13 protein-coding genes and 1 rRNA gene are annotated in these 15,749 nt (G+C 67.4%); 10 read left to right on the forward strand and 4 right to left on the reverse strand.

Features of this window, described 5'->3' with window-relative positions:
- Positions 1 to 175 precede the first annotated feature (175 nt).
- Positions 176 to 290 (forward strand): 5S ribosomal RNA (rrf, locus tag IAE56_RS11065).
- Positions 291 to 502: 212 nt separating this feature from the next.
- On the opposite strand, the gene IAE56_RS11070 is transcribed toward rrf, so the two are convergent.
- Together IAE56_RS11070 and IAE56_RS11075 are read right to left on the reverse strand one after the other, a co-directional pair.
- Positions 503 to 2,215, reverse strand: a complete 1,713-nt coding sequence (locus tag IAE56_RS11070) for a M28 family metallopeptidase (protein WP_200752578.1) — start codon at positions 2,213 to 2,215, stop codon at positions 503 to 505.
- An 84-nt stretch (positions 2,216 to 2,299) separates the two neighbouring features.
- Complete coding sequence (locus tag IAE56_RS11075) at positions 2,300 to 2,962, reverse strand: hypothetical protein (protein WP_108767485.1); 663 nt, start codon at positions 2,960 to 2,962, stop codon at positions 2,300 to 2,302.
- 95 nt (positions 2,963 to 3,057) lie between these two features.
- Between IAE56_RS11075 and IAE56_RS11080 the strand changes: the two genes are divergently transcribed.
- The 3 genes from IAE56_RS11080 (at position 3,058) to IAE56_RS11090 (ending at position 6,412) form a co-directional block, all read left to right on the forward strand.
- Positions 3,058 to 4,362: a peptidoglycan DD-metalloendopeptidase family protein gene (locus tag IAE56_RS11080; protein ID WP_200752579.1), complete on the forward strand. Its 1,305-nt coding sequence runs from the start codon at positions 3,058 to 3,060 to the stop codon at positions 4,360 to 4,362.
- 107 nt (positions 4,363 to 4,469) lie between these two features.
- Complete coding sequence (locus IAE56_RS11085) at positions 4,470 to 5,918, forward strand: S41 family peptidase (RefSeq protein WP_200752580.1); 1,449 nt, start codon at positions 4,470 to 4,472, stop codon at positions 5,916 to 5,918.
- 83 nt (positions 5,919 to 6,001) lie between these two features.
- Complete coding sequence (locus tag IAE56_RS11090; RefSeq protein WP_200752581.1) at positions 6,002 to 6,412, forward strand: hypothetical protein; 411 nt, start codon at positions 6,002 to 6,004, stop codon at positions 6,410 to 6,412.
- 118 nt (positions 6,413 to 6,530) lie between these two features.
- Here the strand turns inward: IAE56_RS11090 and IAE56_RS11095 are convergent, their stop codons facing one another.
- Complete coding sequence (locus IAE56_RS11095) at positions 6,531 to 7,223, reverse strand: rhomboid family intramembrane serine protease (protein ID WP_108767488.1); 693 nt, start codon at positions 7,221 to 7,223, stop codon at positions 6,531 to 6,533.
- A 228-nt stretch (positions 7,224 to 7,451) separates the two neighbouring features.
- Here IAE56_RS11095 and IAE56_RS11100 point away from each other — a divergent pair, with 228 nt between their 5' ends.
- From IAE56_RS11100 to IAE56_RS11120, 5 genes are all read left to right on the forward strand, one after another.
- The gene (locus IAE56_RS11100) at positions 7,452 to 8,879 is read left to right on the forward strand and encodes an outer membrane protein transport protein (protein WP_200752582.1); all 1,428 of its coding nucleotides are present in this window, start codon (positions 7,452 to 7,454) and stop codon (positions 8,877 to 8,879) included.
- Positions 8,880 to 9,018: 139 nt separating this feature from the next.
- The gene (locus IAE56_RS11105; protein WP_200752583.1) at positions 9,019 to 9,498 is read left to right on the forward strand and encodes a hypothetical protein; all 480 of its coding nucleotides are present in this window, start codon (positions 9,019 to 9,021) and stop codon (positions 9,496 to 9,498) included.
- Positions 9,495 to 9,935 (forward strand): hypothetical protein, encoded by a 441-nt coding sequence (locus IAE56_RS11110; RefSeq protein ID WP_200752584.1) that lies wholly within the window; start codon positions 9,495 to 9,497, stop codon positions 9,933 to 9,935. The genes IAE56_RS11105 and IAE56_RS11110 overlap by 4 nt, the downstream gene beginning before the upstream one ends.
- A gap of 109 nt (positions 9,936 to 10,044) precedes the next feature.
- Complete coding sequence (pnuC, locus tag IAE56_RS11115; protein WP_200752585.1) at positions 10,045 to 10,644, forward strand: nicotinamide riboside transporter PnuC; 600 nt, start codon at positions 10,045 to 10,047, stop codon at positions 10,642 to 10,644.
- Entirely contained in the window at positions 10,631 to 11,698 is a 1,068-nt protein-coding gene (locus tag IAE56_RS11120; protein WP_200752586.1) for an AAA family ATPase, read from the forward strand. The genes pnuC and IAE56_RS11120 overlap by 14 nt, the downstream gene beginning before the upstream one ends.
- Before the next feature lie 70 nt (positions 11,699 to 11,768).
- Here the strand turns inward: IAE56_RS11120 and putA are convergent, their stop codons facing one another.
- A complete protein-coding gene (gene putA / locus IAE56_RS11125; protein WP_200752587.1) occupies positions 11,769 to 14,987 on the reverse strand; it encodes a bifunctional proline dehydrogenase/L-glutamate gamma-semialdehyde dehydrogenase PutA in 3,219 nt (1,072 codons plus the stop codon).
- Between the two features lie 274 nt (positions 14,988 to 15,261).
- Here putA and IAE56_RS11130 point away from each other — a divergent pair, with 274 nt between their 5' ends.
- Positions 15,262 to 15,738 (forward strand): DUF2244 domain-containing protein, encoded by a 477-nt coding sequence (locus IAE56_RS11130; protein WP_108767493.1) that lies wholly within the window; start codon positions 15,262 to 15,264, stop codon positions 15,736 to 15,738.
- Positions 15,739 to 15,749: the final 11 nt, after the last annotated feature.

Below are 15,749 nucleotides of genomic sequence, written 5' to 3' on the forward strand. Positions count from 1 at the left end.
GTAGTGTGGCTCAAGCCATGCGAGAGTAGGTCATCGCCAGGGTTTATACCCAAAAACCCCGCTGCTCACGCAGCGGGGTTTTTTCTTATTAAGTGAAGGCACTGCTTTTCCGGGTACCTTCCGCCCCAAGGGCAAGATCGCGAGCTGGCGCTGCAAGCGCTGCTGCAACCGTCTCCCTGGTGAAATTAGCGCTGTGGAACCACCCGATCCCATCCCGAACTCGGAAGTGAAACGCAGCTGCGCCGATGGTAGTGTGGCTCAAGCCATGCGAGAGTAGGTCATCGCCAGGGTTTACACCCAAAACCCCGCTGCTCACGCAGCGGGGTTTTTCTTTGCGCGCAGATAAACACGCTGGGGGCGTTGCCGCGCGTTGCGCGGTGCCAGCCAAGGCTGTAGATCCACGCCATGCGTGGATGGACCGCCCCACCGCCCACAAAAAAAGGCGGCGCCCCGGGGGGCGCCGCCTGGACCTCAACACTGTTCAGTCGAGCATGGCTCGGCTTTACGGGGCCGCAGTCTTGTTCTTCATCATCTCGTCGCGGGCGGCCTTGAAGGGATTGCCTTCGGACCAGTTCGGCCAGCGATCGCCGCCTGCCAGTTCCTTGCCCACGCCGTACATCAGTTCCAGGTCTTCCACGGTGCCATCCAGCTTCCAGGTGGACGCATCGAACTCATCCTTCGGCCCGTGGTAGCGGTTGTTGCCGTAATCGGTCGCGGCCTTGCGGCCCGCGTCGACGCCACCGTCGCGCAGGTCCTCGCCACCGTCGGCATACAGCGCCGGCACGCCGGCCTTGGCGAAGTTGAAGTGGTCCGAACGGAAGTAGAAGCCGCTCTGCACCGAGGTCTCGCCGTGCAGGGTGCGATCCTGGGCGGCCGCCAGCGGCTTGAGAATGTCCTCCAGCTCGGAACTGCCGAAACCGGTCACCGTCACGTCCTTGGCACGGCCGGCCACCGACATCGCGTCGATGTTGATCACGCCGGCAATCTTGTCCAGCGGGAAGGTCGGGTGGGCCACGTAGTACTTGGAACCCAGCAGGCCGGACTCTTCCAGGGTCACGGCCAGGAACACCACCGAACGCTCCGGCTTCGGATCCTGGTGGGCCATGGCTTCGGCCACTTCGAGGATGCCGGCCACGCCGGTCGCGTTGTCGACAGCACCGTTGTAGATGTTGTCGCCTTCCTCGCCCTCATGCTTGCCCAGGTGGTCCCAGTGGGCCATGTACAGCACGGCTTCGTCGGCACGCTTGCTGCCCGGCAGCACGCCCACCACGTTGCGCGACTGCTTCTGCGCGATCTGGCTCTTCAGGTCGACCGCGGCGGTGGCCTTCAGCGGCACCGGCTTGAAGCCGCGCTTGCTGGCGTCCTTGTAGGCCTGCGCCAGGTCCAGGCCGGCCCCGGCAAACAGCGCCTTGGCGGCGTCCGCACTCAGCCAGCCCTGCACCGGGATGCGCGCTTCCGGATCATCCTTGGCCGGCAGGTCGTACTGCGGGCCGGCCCAGGAGTTCTTCACCACATCCCAGCCATAGGAAGCACCGGCGGTGTCGTGCACGATCAGCGCGGCGGCGGCACCCTTGCGGGCGGCTTCCTCGAACTTGTAGGTCCAGCGCCCGTAATAGGTCATGCGCTTGCCGTCGAACAGCTTCTCGTCGCCGACATGGAAGCCCGGGTCGTTGACGAACATCACGACCGTCTTGCCCTTCCAGTCCTGGCCGGCGTAGTCGTTCCACTTCTGCTCCGGCGCATCCACGCCATAGCCGACGAACACGAGGTCACTGGCATCGACCTTCACTTCGGCCTCGCCGGTACGGGTGCCCACCACCATGTCGGTGCCGAACTTCAGCTCGGTGGTCTTGCCACCCTGGGTGATCTTCAGGACGGTCGATTCGTCGGCCGTGGTCTCGGTCATCGGCACGTCCTGGAACCAGCTGTCACCGTTGCCCGGCTGCAGGCCGATGCGCTGCATCTGGTCGCGGATGTAGTTGACCGTCAGTTCTTCGCCCTTGCTGCCCGGGGCGCGGCCTTCGAATTCGTCCGAAGCCAGCGTCTTGACCATCTCGCTGAAGTCGGCGGCGTTGATGCCGGGCGAGAAGGTGTGGGCTGCCGGCGTGGCGGCAGCATCGGGGCTGGCGGCAGGCGCCGGCGTGGAAGTGTCTTCGCCTTTGCAGGCACTGAGCGCGGCCGCGGCGGCCAGGCACAGGAGGAGTTTGCGGGGCATCGTCGTTTCCTGGATACACGAGGGATGGCCACGCCGGGCGCGGCCGGTGAAGGGGAGCATTCCCCGTACTGCAGCGCCGGGGACTCAGTCCGCCGGCGCGGTATCGGTGTCGAACGGGATCGGCTCGGCACCGGTGACCGGCCCGACGCGTGCGGTGCGGTGCACGTACAGCACCACCTCGCGTTCGAACAGCAGCGGGCCTTCGACCACGGCGTTGGGGCCGATGATCACGCGCGGCTTGCGGCTGGCGGTGAGCGAAACGCTGAAGTTGGGCTTGCGCACGCGCAGGCCGCCACCGACCTGCGAGCCGATGCCCACGGTGATGTCACCGTTGACCGTTTCCACGTCCTTGCGCACGCGGCTGCTGACCAGGCCGATGCCACCATTGACCGTTTCCACGCCGCCTTCGATCTGGCTGCCGTGGTCGCTGAAGATGCTGCCGTTGACCGTGCTGACATCGCCTTGGGCGATGACTTCACGGCCCAGGCGCACGCTGCCGTTGACCGTCTCGATGCTGCCGGTGCGGGCGCGGTCGGCCACGGTGACGCCGCCGTTGACGGTGTCGATGCTGCCGGTTTCCACGCCATCACCCACGCGGATGCCGCCGTTGACGGTGTCCAGCTTGCCGTAGCGCTGGCCCGGGTCGGCGCTGATGCTGCCGTTGACCTTGCTGATGTTGTCCTGCGCGCCAAGCGGGCCGGCGACCAGCAGTGCGCCCAACAGCAGCGGAATGGAGAGCGTTTTCATGGGGGACCTCGTTGTTGTGCGGCTGGCAGGCCGCGTGCGTTGATGTCACCATTCCCCGGCACCCCCTGCAACTGCCTGAAGTCACTGGAAAGCCCTTGCGCAACAACGTCTTCCCCTCACGCCGACATCACACCGCCGCTGCCCGCGCCGGGCGTTGCCTGTTGCTGGGGCTGGCATTGGCGCTGGCCGCTCCCCTGCCAGGCAGCGCGCAGACCGCTTCTACCCGCGAGGCCGAGCGCAAGCTGCAGAAGCTGCGTACCGAACTGAAGGGCGTGGCGCAGGAGCGCCGGCAGATCGAGGGCCAGCGCGGCCAGGCCTCACGGCAGCTGCGCGATGCCGACGAAAAGGTTGCCCGCAGCGGCCGGGCACTGGCCCAGACCGAAACCGCGCTGCGCGAGCAGAACCAGGCCCTGGCCGAAGCCGAACAGCGTCGCGCCACCCTGCAGGCCAACCTGGCCCAGCAGAACCGCGAGCTGGCCGGGCTGCTGCGCGCGGCCTACCAGCTGGGCAACCATGCCCCGCTGAAGCTGCTGCTGTCGCAGGACACGGTGGCCGATGCCAACCGTGCCCTGGCGTACCACCGCTACCTGCAGCGCGAGCGTGCCCAGCGCATTGCCACCCTCACCGGCGACCTGAAGGAACTGGAGACGCTGCAGGCGCAGATTGCCGAGCGCAAACAGAGCCTGCAGGGCGCGCAGCGCGACCAGAAGCAGCAGGCGGCCTCGCTGGCGGCCGATCGCCGCGAACGTGCGCAGACCGTGGCCTCGCTGGAAGAACGCTTCAAGGACCGCCGCGAGAAGGAACAGGCACTCGGCCAGGATGCCAAGGCGCTGGAAACGCTGCTGGCCAACCTGCGTGCGGCCGCCGCCCGCGCCGAGGCCGAACGCCGTGCCGCCGCGCGCAAGGCTGCCGCCGAAAAGGCCGCTGCCGAAAAGGCCGCACGCCAGGCCAAGGCCGAGGGCCGTCCGCCGCCGCCCACCAAGGTCCCGCCGGCCGTGGCCTCCGCGCCTGCGCCGAAGGTGGGCGGGCTGGGCTGGCCGCTGTCGGGCAACCTGCTGGCCCGCTATGGCGCCAAGCTGCCCGACGGGCGCACCAGCAGCGGCGTGCTGATTGGCGCGCCGGCCGGCAGCACCGTCACCGCCGTGGCCGATGGCACCGTGGTGTTCTCCGACTGGATGACCGGCTACGGGATGATCCTGATCGTCGACCATGGCAACGGCTACATGAGCCTGTACGCACACAACGACACCCTGCTGAAGGATGCCGGCGCGCGCGTGAGCCGTGGTGATGCCGTGGCCAAGGTCGGCAATTCCGGTGGCCAGGGCGTGACCGCGCTGTACTTCGAGCTTCGCCGCGGCGGGCAACCGGTCAACCCGGACAGCTGGCTGCAGCGGCGCTGAATCGACGCTGCTGCTACCGGGCCGGATTCAACGGGAATTTAGCCACGCTTCGCGCATAATCGGGGCATGTGCCTTGGGCACGATGCCACCGTCGACAGGAGTGATCCATGCGCGCAGCCCGTACCGCCACCCTCTTGCTGGCCCTGATGCCAGCGCTGTCCTGGGCGCAGCAGACTGCGCCGGCCGCCACCGATACCTCCGGCCAGGCAGCGAGCAACGAGGAGGCGGTGACCTCGAAGGTGCCGCTGGAAGACATCCGTCGTTTCGTCTCGGTCTACAACGCGGTCCGCGCGGCCTATGTCGATCCGGTCGATGACAACAAGCTGATGCAGTCGGCCGTGCGCGGCCTGCTGCTGGATCTCGATCCGCACAGCACCTACTTCAACAAGGAAGATGCCGAGGCCTTCGACGAGCAGGCCAACGGTGCCTACGAAGGCATCGGCGTGGAGCTGCAGCAGCAGCCCGACAACGCCAGCATGAAGGTCATCTCGCCGATCGACGACACGCCGGCGGCCAAGGCCGGCATCCTCGCCGGTGACCTGATCATCGCCATCGACGGCAAGCCGATCAGCGCCATCGATGCCAGCGAGCCGCTGCGTGGCCCGGCCGGCAGCAAGGTGGTGCTGACCATCGTGCGCGACGGCAAGCCCAAGCCGTTCGATGTCAGCCTGACCCGGCAGACCATCCGCGTGACCAGCGTGAAGAGCCGCATGCTCGAACCGGGCTACGGCTACATCCGCCTGAGCACGTTCCAGGCCGATACCGGTTCTGATTTCCAGAAGCACGTGCAGCAGCTGCAGAAGCAGGCCGGTGGCCAGCTCAAGGGCCTGGTGCTGGATCTGCGCAGCAACCCGGGTGGCCTGCTGACCGCCGCGGTGCAGGTGGCCGATGACCTGCTCGACAAGGGCAACATCGTCAGCACCCGCGGCCGCATCAGCATCAGCGATGCACGCTTCGATGCGACGCCGGGCGACCTGCTGAAGGGCGCGCCGGTGGTGGTGCTGGCCGACGCCGGTTCGGCCAGTGCGTCCGAAGTACTGGCCGGTGCGCTGCGCGACAACAAGCGTGCGCGCGTGGTCGGCAGCCGGACCTTCGGCAAGGGCTCGGTGCAGACCGTGCTGCCGCTGGACAACGGCGATTCGGTCAAGCTGACCACGGCGCGCTATTACACGCCCAGCGGCAAGTCGATCCAGGCCACCGGCATCGTGCCCGACGTCGAACTGAAGCCGGCGCCGACGCCGGAGGAAGATGCACTGCCGGCCAGCCTGAGTGATTACAGCGAGGCGACCCTGCCGGGCCACCTGCGCGGTGACGACGAAGGTACCGAGGGCTACCGCGCCGGTGCGGTGCTGCCGGGCGATGGCCCGATCAACGATGCCCTGGCCGAACTGAAGAACCCGGGTTCGGTGGCCACCCGCCTGAAGGCCGAAGCGGCCAAGGCCGAGGCGGAGAAGGCGACGAAGGCCGCGGCCGCCAAGCCGGCGCCGAAGCCTGAGGCAAAGCCCGATGCGAACGCAGAGCCGAAGCCCGAACCGAAGCCCGCGGCCAAGCCCTGACGGTAGCGCCGGGCCATGCCCGGCGGACGCCCTGTTCATCCGGAAGGCGGCGCGGCCGAGGTGTCGCCCGATAGAATCGGCCCATGGATGATTCGAACCTCGCGACCACGATCAGCCAACTGCTTGGTCGTAATCCGCTGCCGAGTGACCGGGCGATTGGCCTGCTGGAATCCTTGGCGAGTCGCCATGGCATTGATCCGTGCCTTGTCTATTGGTGGGCAGGCAAAGCGTCGGCTGATCAGACCATCCAGTACGATGGCAGCGATGAAGGCCTTTCCTGCTTGGCTGATCTGCTGGCAGAAGCGGACGGTGAAATCTGCCTGGTGGCGTCAGATGAGCGCGCATTGCCGTGGCCGGTCTGGACCCTGCAGGTAAGTGAACTGGTTCCCTTGCTCGGCGAGTTGCCGTTCTTCGAGTATTTCGTGGTGCTGGATGGCGGCGCTACGCTGCTGTTTGATACCCACCACAACACCCTGGTGGTCTGTCGCGAGTGACGCTTTAGGCGACATCGCGGACGGAGCAGATCCACATAAATGAAGGAGTCGAGCAAGCTCGACGCTACGAACGCGCGAGTGAACGCGGAGCCGGCCAGCGGCCGGCACTACCCGGTGCTCAGAACCCGTGGCGCTTGCGCAGCTTGCGGGCGATGGCCGCGCGCACATAGACGCCGTACAGCAGGCCGAACACGAAGCCACCGATGTGCGCCCACCAGGCCACCATGCCGAAGCTTGGGCCGATGTGGGCGAACACCACCTGCAGTGCGGCCCAGACGCCGATCAGCAGATAGGCCGGGGCACGCACGAATTCCAGGAACAGGCCCAGCGGGATGACCACGCCCAGGCGCGCGGCCGGGAACAGCGCCAGGTAGGCGCCGATCATCGCCGACACCGCGCCGCTGGCGCCGATGATGATCTGGTCCGGGCTGCCCATGGTGTAGATCGCCACCAGGTTGGACACCGCGCCGCCGACCAGGAACAGCAGCATCAGCCGCCACGGCCCCAGCACGCGCTCGGCGGGCAGGCCGAAGATCAGCAGGAACACCAGGTTGCCCAGCAGGTGCGACCAGTCCGCGTGCAGGAACAGGGCGGTGAACAACCGCAGCACGCTGCCGTCCTGCAGGGTCGCCCACCAGTCCTGGGGCTGGGTCAGGCCGGTCGACAGCGCGCCCCAGTCCAGCCAGAGGCTGTTGCGGGCGTCGCCCGGACGCGAGATCGACCACAGGAATGCCAGCCACAATGCCGCAAACAGCACGGGTGTAGCCCAGCGCAGCGTGGCCTTCTTGCGGGAGGGGAGAGACACGAACATGGCAGCTAGCCTAGCGTGCCGGGGCTTTGCGCGGGCGAGGCGCCTGTTCAGTTTTCGCGCATCGAATACGGCCGCTGCTGTTATTGTTTCATTAACGGCTCTGGGTAATACTCGCATACGGCGTCGTATGTCGGGAGGGGAATCCGGCGCGTTCTGGCGGGCCTTTGCGGGTCCGGTAGGCGCAGGCGCACTCAGAGCACCATCACCGCTTACCGGAGAGAGAACACGATGCAAACTGCTTCCACCATTGCCCGACTGACCCTGCTGGCCGTCGGCGTTGCCGGTGCGCTGGCCGCCGCTGATGCCAACGCCGCTGCCTTCCAGCTGAAGGAAAACAGCGCCAAGGGCCTGGGCCGTGCGTTCGCCGGCTCCACCTCCGCCGAAGGCGATGCCTCGGTGATCGCCACCAACCCGGCCTCGATGCGCCTGCTCGACGGCACCCAGTTCCAGGGTGACGTCAGCGCCATCAGCTTCGGCGCCAAGTTCCGCGGCGAAGGCCAGTACGGCAACGGCGCCCCGATTTCCGGCGGCAACGGCGGCGACGCCGGCATGATCGCCCCGGTCCCGGCGGCGTACTTCCACGTCCCGTTCGGCGCGAACGACAACATGCACTTCGGTGCCTCGCTGACCGTGCCGTTCGGCTTCAAGACCGAGTACGACACCGACTGGGTCGGCCGCTACAACGGCGTCAAGACCGACCTGAAGGCGATCGACCTGGGCGTGGCGTTCTCCTATGACGTCAACCCGTACCTGTCGTTCGGTGTCGGCGTGTTCGCCGAGCGCCTGAACGTCGACCTGACCAGCGCCGTCGATGCCGGTACCGCCATCAACGCCAGCGCCCAGCAGCGTGCTTCGGCCGCCGTGCTGGCTGCCGGTGGCACCCCGGCGCAGGCTGCAGCCGCTGCCCGCCAGGCCGCCGTGCAGGCCGCCCAGCTCGGCTTCTCGCCGGGTTCGGCCGATGGCTACCTCCGCATCAAGGGTGACGAAGTGTCCGTGGGTTACACCCTGGGCATGACCGTCAGCCCGGTGGAAGGCACCAACATCGCCTTCAGCTACCGCTCGGAAGTCGAACACAAGATCACCGACGGCAAGGCTGACTTCACCATGACCCCGGCTGCTGCCGCGTTCCTGGCACAGGCTGCCCCGGGCACCTTCATCGACAGCAACGGTCGCGCCACCATCACCCTGCCGGCCAGCGCCACGGTCAGCGTCAGCCACCGCGTGAACGACCAGTGGAAGATCATGGCCGACGTCTCGCGCACCGCGTGGAGCAAGTTCGACCAGGTCACCGTCGACTATGACTCCAACCAGCCGGACAGCGTGCTGCCGTTCAACTACCGCGACACCACCTTCGCGTCGATCGGTACCGAGTACCGCCTGAACGACCAGCTGACCCTGCGTGGCGGTGTGGCGTATGACCAGACCCCGACCACCGACGCCCACCGTGACGTGCGCGTGCCGGACACCACCCGCAAGTGGCTGTCGCTGGGCCTGACCTACGCCGCCTCGGAGAAGATGGAATACAGCGTGGGCTACACCCACCTGTTCACCAAGGACCCGAACATCACCTCGACCTCGGCCACCGGCAACACCGTGACCGGCAAGTACAAGGTGAGCGGCGACGTGCTGGCTGCTTCGATGCAGTACAAGTTCTGATTCGGGCCGCGGCCTGAAGCAGTACGAGGAGGGCCCCGCGCAAGCGGGGCTTTCTTTTTGTGGGGAGTCGCATCTGGCTGCTGCGTCCGCGGGGCGGCCTTGATACCTTGCCGCCTCACGTGAATGAGGACAGTGGACGATGGTTGATCGTCGTTACCGGAAGAAGATGCTCCGCTACTGGGCCCGGGAGGAAGCCAAGGCCGATGCGATCCTCGACCGGGTATTGGAATCGGAGTGGTTCGACTACTGGCATACCCACCTCGACTGGAGAGGCCGGGGCAATCGCCACCCGAGCGATCGGGCAGACGTCGCTGGCGCCTTGCTGCGGCTGCTGCAGCGGGCTGCATCCACGGGCAGGAAGGATGTCCAGTGCTGGGTGTCGCTGGCAGAGGACACGGGCAACAGCGCGCTGTTCCTGCATTCGCGCAATCCGCAGGGCTCCGCATGGCCGCATCCATTCGAGGGCACGCGCTGGGATGCCGAAGTGCCGGAGTGGCTCGCGCCGCTGCTGTCGGAGGGCATGCAGGCCGGGCGCTGGGGAGAGGGCGAGCGCCAGGTGTGGATGGTGCGAAAGCGCGCGTCAGGAGACGCAGACGGTACGCAGGAGAGACAGGCATGACGCTCACGCGCAAGGGCAAACACTGGTACGGCAGCGGGGACGACGACATCCGTGCGGTCATCCAGGGCTTCAGTGAACGCAACGGTTACCCCGCGACCGACTACCGGGCTGCGGTCTGTGTCTGCGGATCGACGCTGTTCCGCTTGTTTGATGACGAGGAGGCGGGCGTTGCGCGTCGGGACTGCGTGGCCTGCGGCACTGCGCATCTGATGGGCGACAGCGCGGAGTATGCCGACGAGGCGGACCCCGAAGCGCATGAATGCCTCTGTGGCAGCGAGGCCTTGGCCATCCACTGTGGCGTGGCGCTGTACGCCGATTCGCGCGATGTGCGCTGGCTGTACATCGGCTGCCGCTGCCCGCAGTGCCAGTTGGTGGGGGTGTATGCCGAGTGGAAGTGCGAAGGCGGGCCGGTGGAGGCCTTCATGGCCCGCGTGTAAGCTCCATCCACGCATGGCGTGGATCTACATGCAGCATTTACGCATGGCGTGCACGGAACGGGTACGTGTGCCATCCACGCTCGGTGTGCGGATCAACGACAATGGCGCCATGAACCTCACTGATCCGAACTTCCAGCTGGAGCTGGCTGCCAACATCGCCGTCGCCGGCGGGATCCTGCTGGCCGGCCGCAACAACGTGCACACCTGGTGGCTGGGCATCGTCGGCTGCGCGCTGTTCGCCGCGGTGTTCGAGCGTTCGCACCTGTTTGCGGACATGGTCCTGCAGTTCTTCTTCATCGCCATCAGCGTGCTGGGCTGGTGGCAGTGGCTGCGCGGCGACCATGGCGCGCCCCTGCCGATCACCCCGGTGCGCCCGCGGGCGTGGGCCTGGCTGCTGCCGCTGGCCGTGGTGGCGACCTTCGCCTACGGCTGGATGCTGACCCGCCTGACCCATGCCTACGCGCCCTACATCGATTCAGCAGTGCTGGTGCTGAGCGTGATCGCGCAGATCCTGATGATGCGGCGCAAGCTGGAATCGTGGTGGGTATGGCTGCTGGTCAACACCATCGCCGTGCCGCTGTACTACAGCCGCGGCCTGCACCTGACCTCGTTCCTTTACATCGGCTTCTGGATCAACGCGCTGGTGGCGCTGCGCCATTGGCGCACGCTGATGCGTGCCGAGGCAAAGACCGCTGATGCCGCTGCCTGAGCGCGTCGAGCGCGGTCTGGTGGTGGGCAAGTTCTGCCCACTGCACCGCGGCCATGAGCACTTGATCGACTTCGCCGCCGCGCACTGCCGGCAGCTGCTGGTGATCGGCTGGTCGCAGCCGGGCTTTGTCGGCTACAGCGCCGCCCGCCGCGAACGCTGGCTGCGTGCGCGCTTTCCGCAGGCGACGGTGGCGGTGCTGGACGATGCCCGCCTGGCCGCGCTCTGCGAACAGCACGGCCTGCCTCCGCGCGTGTTGCCACGCGACAGCGACAGCGAACGGGCGCAGCGCGATTTCACCGCCTGGCTGTGCCTGCATCTGTTCGGTGGGCCGGTGCAGGCGGTGTTCACCGGCGAAGACTACGGCGATGGTTTTGCCGCAGTGCTGGCGGCGCACTTCAACGCACCCGTGCAGCACCAGCGGCTGCAGCGCAGCCGCGATCTCGGCCAGCCCAGCGGCACCCAGTTGCGCGCCGATCCGCATGCGCTTCGCCATGGCCTGTCGCCGCAGGTGTACGCGGACTACGTGCAGCGCGTGGCCTTCATCGGTGGCGAATCCACCGGCAAAACCACGCTGGCGCGCGTGCTGGCCGAGCGCATGGGCACGACATGGGTAGCGGAGTACGGACGGACGCTGTGGGAGATGCAGGGCGGTGACCTGCGCGAACCGGACCTGCTGCGCATCGCCGAAGAGCAGCCCCGGCGTGAGGATGCGGCGGTGCTGACGGCGCAGCGCTGGCTGTTCTGCGATACCACGCCACTGGTGACCCTGGGCTACAGCGGCTGGATGTTCGGCAGCGCACCGGACGCGCTGCTGCAGGCTGCATTGCGGCCGTATGACCTGCTGTTCCTGTGTGCGCCGGACATCGCCTTCGACCAGGATGGCACGCGGGTGGGCGAGGCCTTCCGCGCGCAGCAGCATGCCTGGTACCTGCAGGAGCTGCAGGCGCGGGGGCTGCCGTTCGTGCTGCTGGAAGGCGATCTGGAAACACGCATCGCACGAGTACAGGACGCGCTGGCCGCGCGCGTGGACAACCGCTTCAGCGCGGTGGCGTGATGGCACAAAAAACCCCGCTTTCGCGGGGTTTTTCGTGCATCAATCACACCCGTGGAAGGGGAGGGGTGTTTCAGTCGCCCAGGGTCAGCAGCGAGGCGTTGCCACCGGCGGCGGTGGTGTTCACCGTCACCGTCTTTTCGGTGGCGAAGCGCAGCAGGTAGTGCGGGCCGCCGGCCTTCGGGCCGGTGCCGGACAGGCCCTGGCCACCGAACGGCTGCACGCCGACCACCGCACCGATCTGGTTGCGGTTGACGTAGACGTTGCCGACGTGGACGCCGTTGCTGATGCGGTCGACGGTCTCGTCGATGCGCGAATGCACGCCCAGGGTCAGGCCGTAGCCGGTGGCGTTGATCTGGTCGATCACCGCGTCGAGCTGGTCGCCCTTCCAGCGGATGACGTGCAGCACCGGACCGAACACTTCCTTCTGCAGCTGGGCCAGGTCCTTCAGTTCATACGCACGCGGTGCGAAGAAGGTGCCATTGGCGGCTTCGGTGGACAGTTCGGCAGCGGCGATCAGGCGCGCTTCGCGGTCCATGCGCTCGGCATGGTCCTGCAGGATCTTCAGCGCGTCGGCGTCGATCACCGGGCCGACGTCGGTGGACAGCAGGCCGGGATTGCCGACCTTCAGTTCCTTCATCGCACCGGCCAGCATGGTCATCACCTTGTCGGCGATGTCGTCCTGCACGAACAGCACGCGCGCGGCCGAGCAGCGCTGGCCGGCAGAGGTGAAGGCCGAACCGATCGCGTCCTTGACCAGCTGTTCCGGCAGCGCCGAGGAATCGGCGATGAAGGCGTTCTGGCCGCCGGTTTCGGCGATCAGCACGCCGATGGCGGCATCACGCGCGGCCATCGCGCGGTTGATCGCACGGGCGGTGTCGGTGGAGCCGGTGAAGGCCACGCCGGCCACGCGCGGGTCGGCGGTCAGCGCGGCACCGACGGTGGCACCGTCGCCCGGCAGGAACTGCACAACCTCGGCCGGCACGCCGGCGTCGTGCAGCAGCTTCACGGCGTAGTAGCCGATCAGGTTGGTCTGCTCGGCCGGCTTGGCGATGACGCTGTTGCCGGCGGCCAGTGCAGCGGCCACCTGGCCCAGGAAGATCGCCAGCGGGAAGTTCCACGGGCTGATGCAGACGAACACGCCGCGGCCGTGCAGCTGCAGCTCGTTGGATTCACCGGTCGGGCTGGGCAGCTTCTCGGCGTGGCTGAACTGCTCGCGCGCCTGCTTGGCGTAGTAGCGCAGGAAATCCACGGCTTCGCGCACTTCGGCGATGCTGTCGGGCAGGCTCTTGCCGGCTTCCTTCACGCACAGCGCCATGAACTCCGGCATGCGCGCTTCCAGCTGGTCGGCGGCGTGCTCGAGGATGGCGGCGCGGCTGGCGGCCGGGGTGCGGTTCCAGGCCGGCTGCGCGGCCACGGCATTGGCCAGGGCCTTCTGCACGGTGGCGGCATCGGCGGCCAGCCACTGGCCGACCACTTCACGGGTGTCGGCCGGGTTGGTCACCGGCAGCGCGGCGCCGGCCGGGTTCGCACCCGGCACCAGCGGGGCGGCCTGCCAAGGCTTCACAGCCGCGTTGATCTGCTCGGCCAGGGCGCGCAGTTCGTTGTCGTTGGCGAGGTTGGCGCCCATGGAGTTCTTCCTGTCGTGGTTCTGGCTGCGCAGCAGGTCAACCGGCAGCGGGATCTTCGGGTGGGGGATCGAGGCGAACGAGGCGACCATCTCGACCGGATCGCGGATCAGGTCGGCGATCGGCACGCGTTCGTCGGTGATGCGGTTGACGAAGCTGGAGTTGGCGCCGTTTTCCAGCAGGCGACGCACCAGGTACGGCAGCAGGTCTTCATGCGAACCGACCGGCGCATACACGCGGCAGGGCAGGGCCAGGCGGTCGGCCGGCACCACTTCGGCGTACAGGTCGTCGCCCATGCCGTGCAGCTTCTGGTGCTCGTACACGCCGCCGTTGGCGATGCTGCGCACCGCGGCGATGGTGTGCGCGTTGTGCGTGGCGAACATCGGGTAGATCGCGTCGGCATGGGTGAACAGACGCTTGGCGCAGGCCAGGTAGGACACGTCGGTGTTCTGCTTGCGGGTGAACACCGGGTAGCCCGGATAGCCTTCGATCTGCGCGCGCTTGATCTCGGCATCCCAGTAGGCGCCCTTGACCAGGCGCACCTGCAGGCGGCGACCGGCGCGGCGCGCCATGTCGGCCAGGTGGTCGATCGTGTACGGGGTGCGCTTCTGGTAGGCCTGCACGACCACGCCGAAGCCATCCCAGCCGGCCAGCGAGGCATCGCCGAACACCTGTTCGATGATGTCCAGCGACAGTTCCAGGCGGTCGGATTCTTCGGCGTCGACGGTGCAGCCGATGCCGTAGCTCTTGGCCAGCTGCGCCAGTTCCAGCACGCCCGGCACCAGGTCGGTCAGCACGCGCTCGCGCTTGGCGTGCTCGTAGCGCGGGTACAGCGCCGACAGCTTGATGGAGATGCCCGGCGCATTGTTGACGTCGCCGTCCGGGCGGCCGCCGCGCGCCTTGTGGTCGCCGCCGATGGCGTGGATCGCACGGCGGTAGTCCTCGAGGTAACGCAGCGCGTCCTTCATGGTCAGCGCGCCTTCGCCCAGCATGTCGAACGAGTAGCGGTAGCTGGCGTTGTCGCCCTTGTGCGAACGCGACAGCGCTTCGCTGATGGTGCGGCCCATGACGAACTGGTGGCCCATGATCTTCATGGCCTGGCGCACGGCCAGGCGCACCACCGGCTCACCGACGCGGCCGACCAGGCGCTTGAAGGCGCTGGGGGCGTCGGCGCGGGTGGCGTCGTTCATCTGCACCAGCTTGCCGGTCAGCATCAGGCCCCAGGTGGAGGCGTTGACCAGCACCGAGTCGCTGCCGCCCAGATGCTTTTCCCAGTCGGCATCGGCCAGCTTGTCGCGGATCAGCTTGTCGGCGGTGTCCTGGTCCGGAATGCGCAGCAGCGCCTCGGCCACGCACATCAGCAGCACGCCTTCCTCGCTGCCCAGGTCGTACTGGCGCATGAAGGCTTCGATCGCACCCTGGTCCTTGGCGCGCACACGCACCCGGCCGACCAGGTCGGCGGCCAGCGCCTGCACCCTGGCCTGCTCCTCGGCGGGCAGGCGGGCCTGCGCCAGCAGCTCGCGCACGTGGCTGGCCTCGTCCTTCAACCAGGCGTAGGTGATGGCCTGGCGGAACGGGTTGGGGGACGCCGGCAGTTCCGGCGACAGCAGCGCGCCCGGACGCGGGGCGTCGTGGGCGGCAGGGGAGGAGGAGGGTGCGTTCATGCCGATCCGGCCAGTGGAAAACTTGGCGATTTTAATCATTTTTGCGCCCTGCGGAAGTGCCCCGCAGACACCTTTGTAGGGGGCTGATAGCCCCTAGCGGTGGTGGATTCAGCGTGTTCAGCGAGCTCGACCGTATTTGTGCCGAATTCGTCATTCGCGCCGCCGGGGTCATGCTGTATTGCAACATGGGAAAAAGTGTGAATGGACCCTTGCTACCGGTGAGAGGGCGGGGCTACCATCGAGACGTTTCCCGCGGCAGGAACGCGGTTGCGACATGATCGAGGTGCTTCCAGCTCCGGATGGGTCAGGTACGCAGCTGCGGCTGCGTCCCCCACGGGCGCTCGATGCCCGGCAGTTCGTCCTGTTGTTTGCCGTGTTGTCGGGAGCGATGTGGCTGGTCTCCGCCCTCGGGTGGGTGGCTGGCAACGCATTCGCCCCCCTGTTCGCGCTGCTGTACAGCCTGTTGCTGGCAGCCGCCCTGCGTGCCTTGTGGCGCAGCGGTGAACGGCAGGAGGAGATCCGGGTCGTGCCGGCGTACGTGGAGGTCATCCCCGTACCCGGTGGATCGCCGGTGTTCCGGGCCCACCCCCATTGGGTGCGCCTGCTCACCGACGACGAGAGGGTCCGGCTGGCATCCAGCGGACGGCAGGTGGAGGTGGGGAGTTTCCTCGCGCCGGCCGAACGCCAGACGCTCGCTGAAATGCTTGAAGGCTTGCTCGCCGCCAGCGATGGCGGCAACCGACGACGCTAAGGGTCTAGGCA

This window comes from Stenotrophomonas sp. S41 (genome assembly GCF_016624625.1).
Lineage (GTDB): Bacteria > Pseudomonadota > Gammaproteobacteria > Xanthomonadales > Xanthomonadaceae > Stenotrophomonas.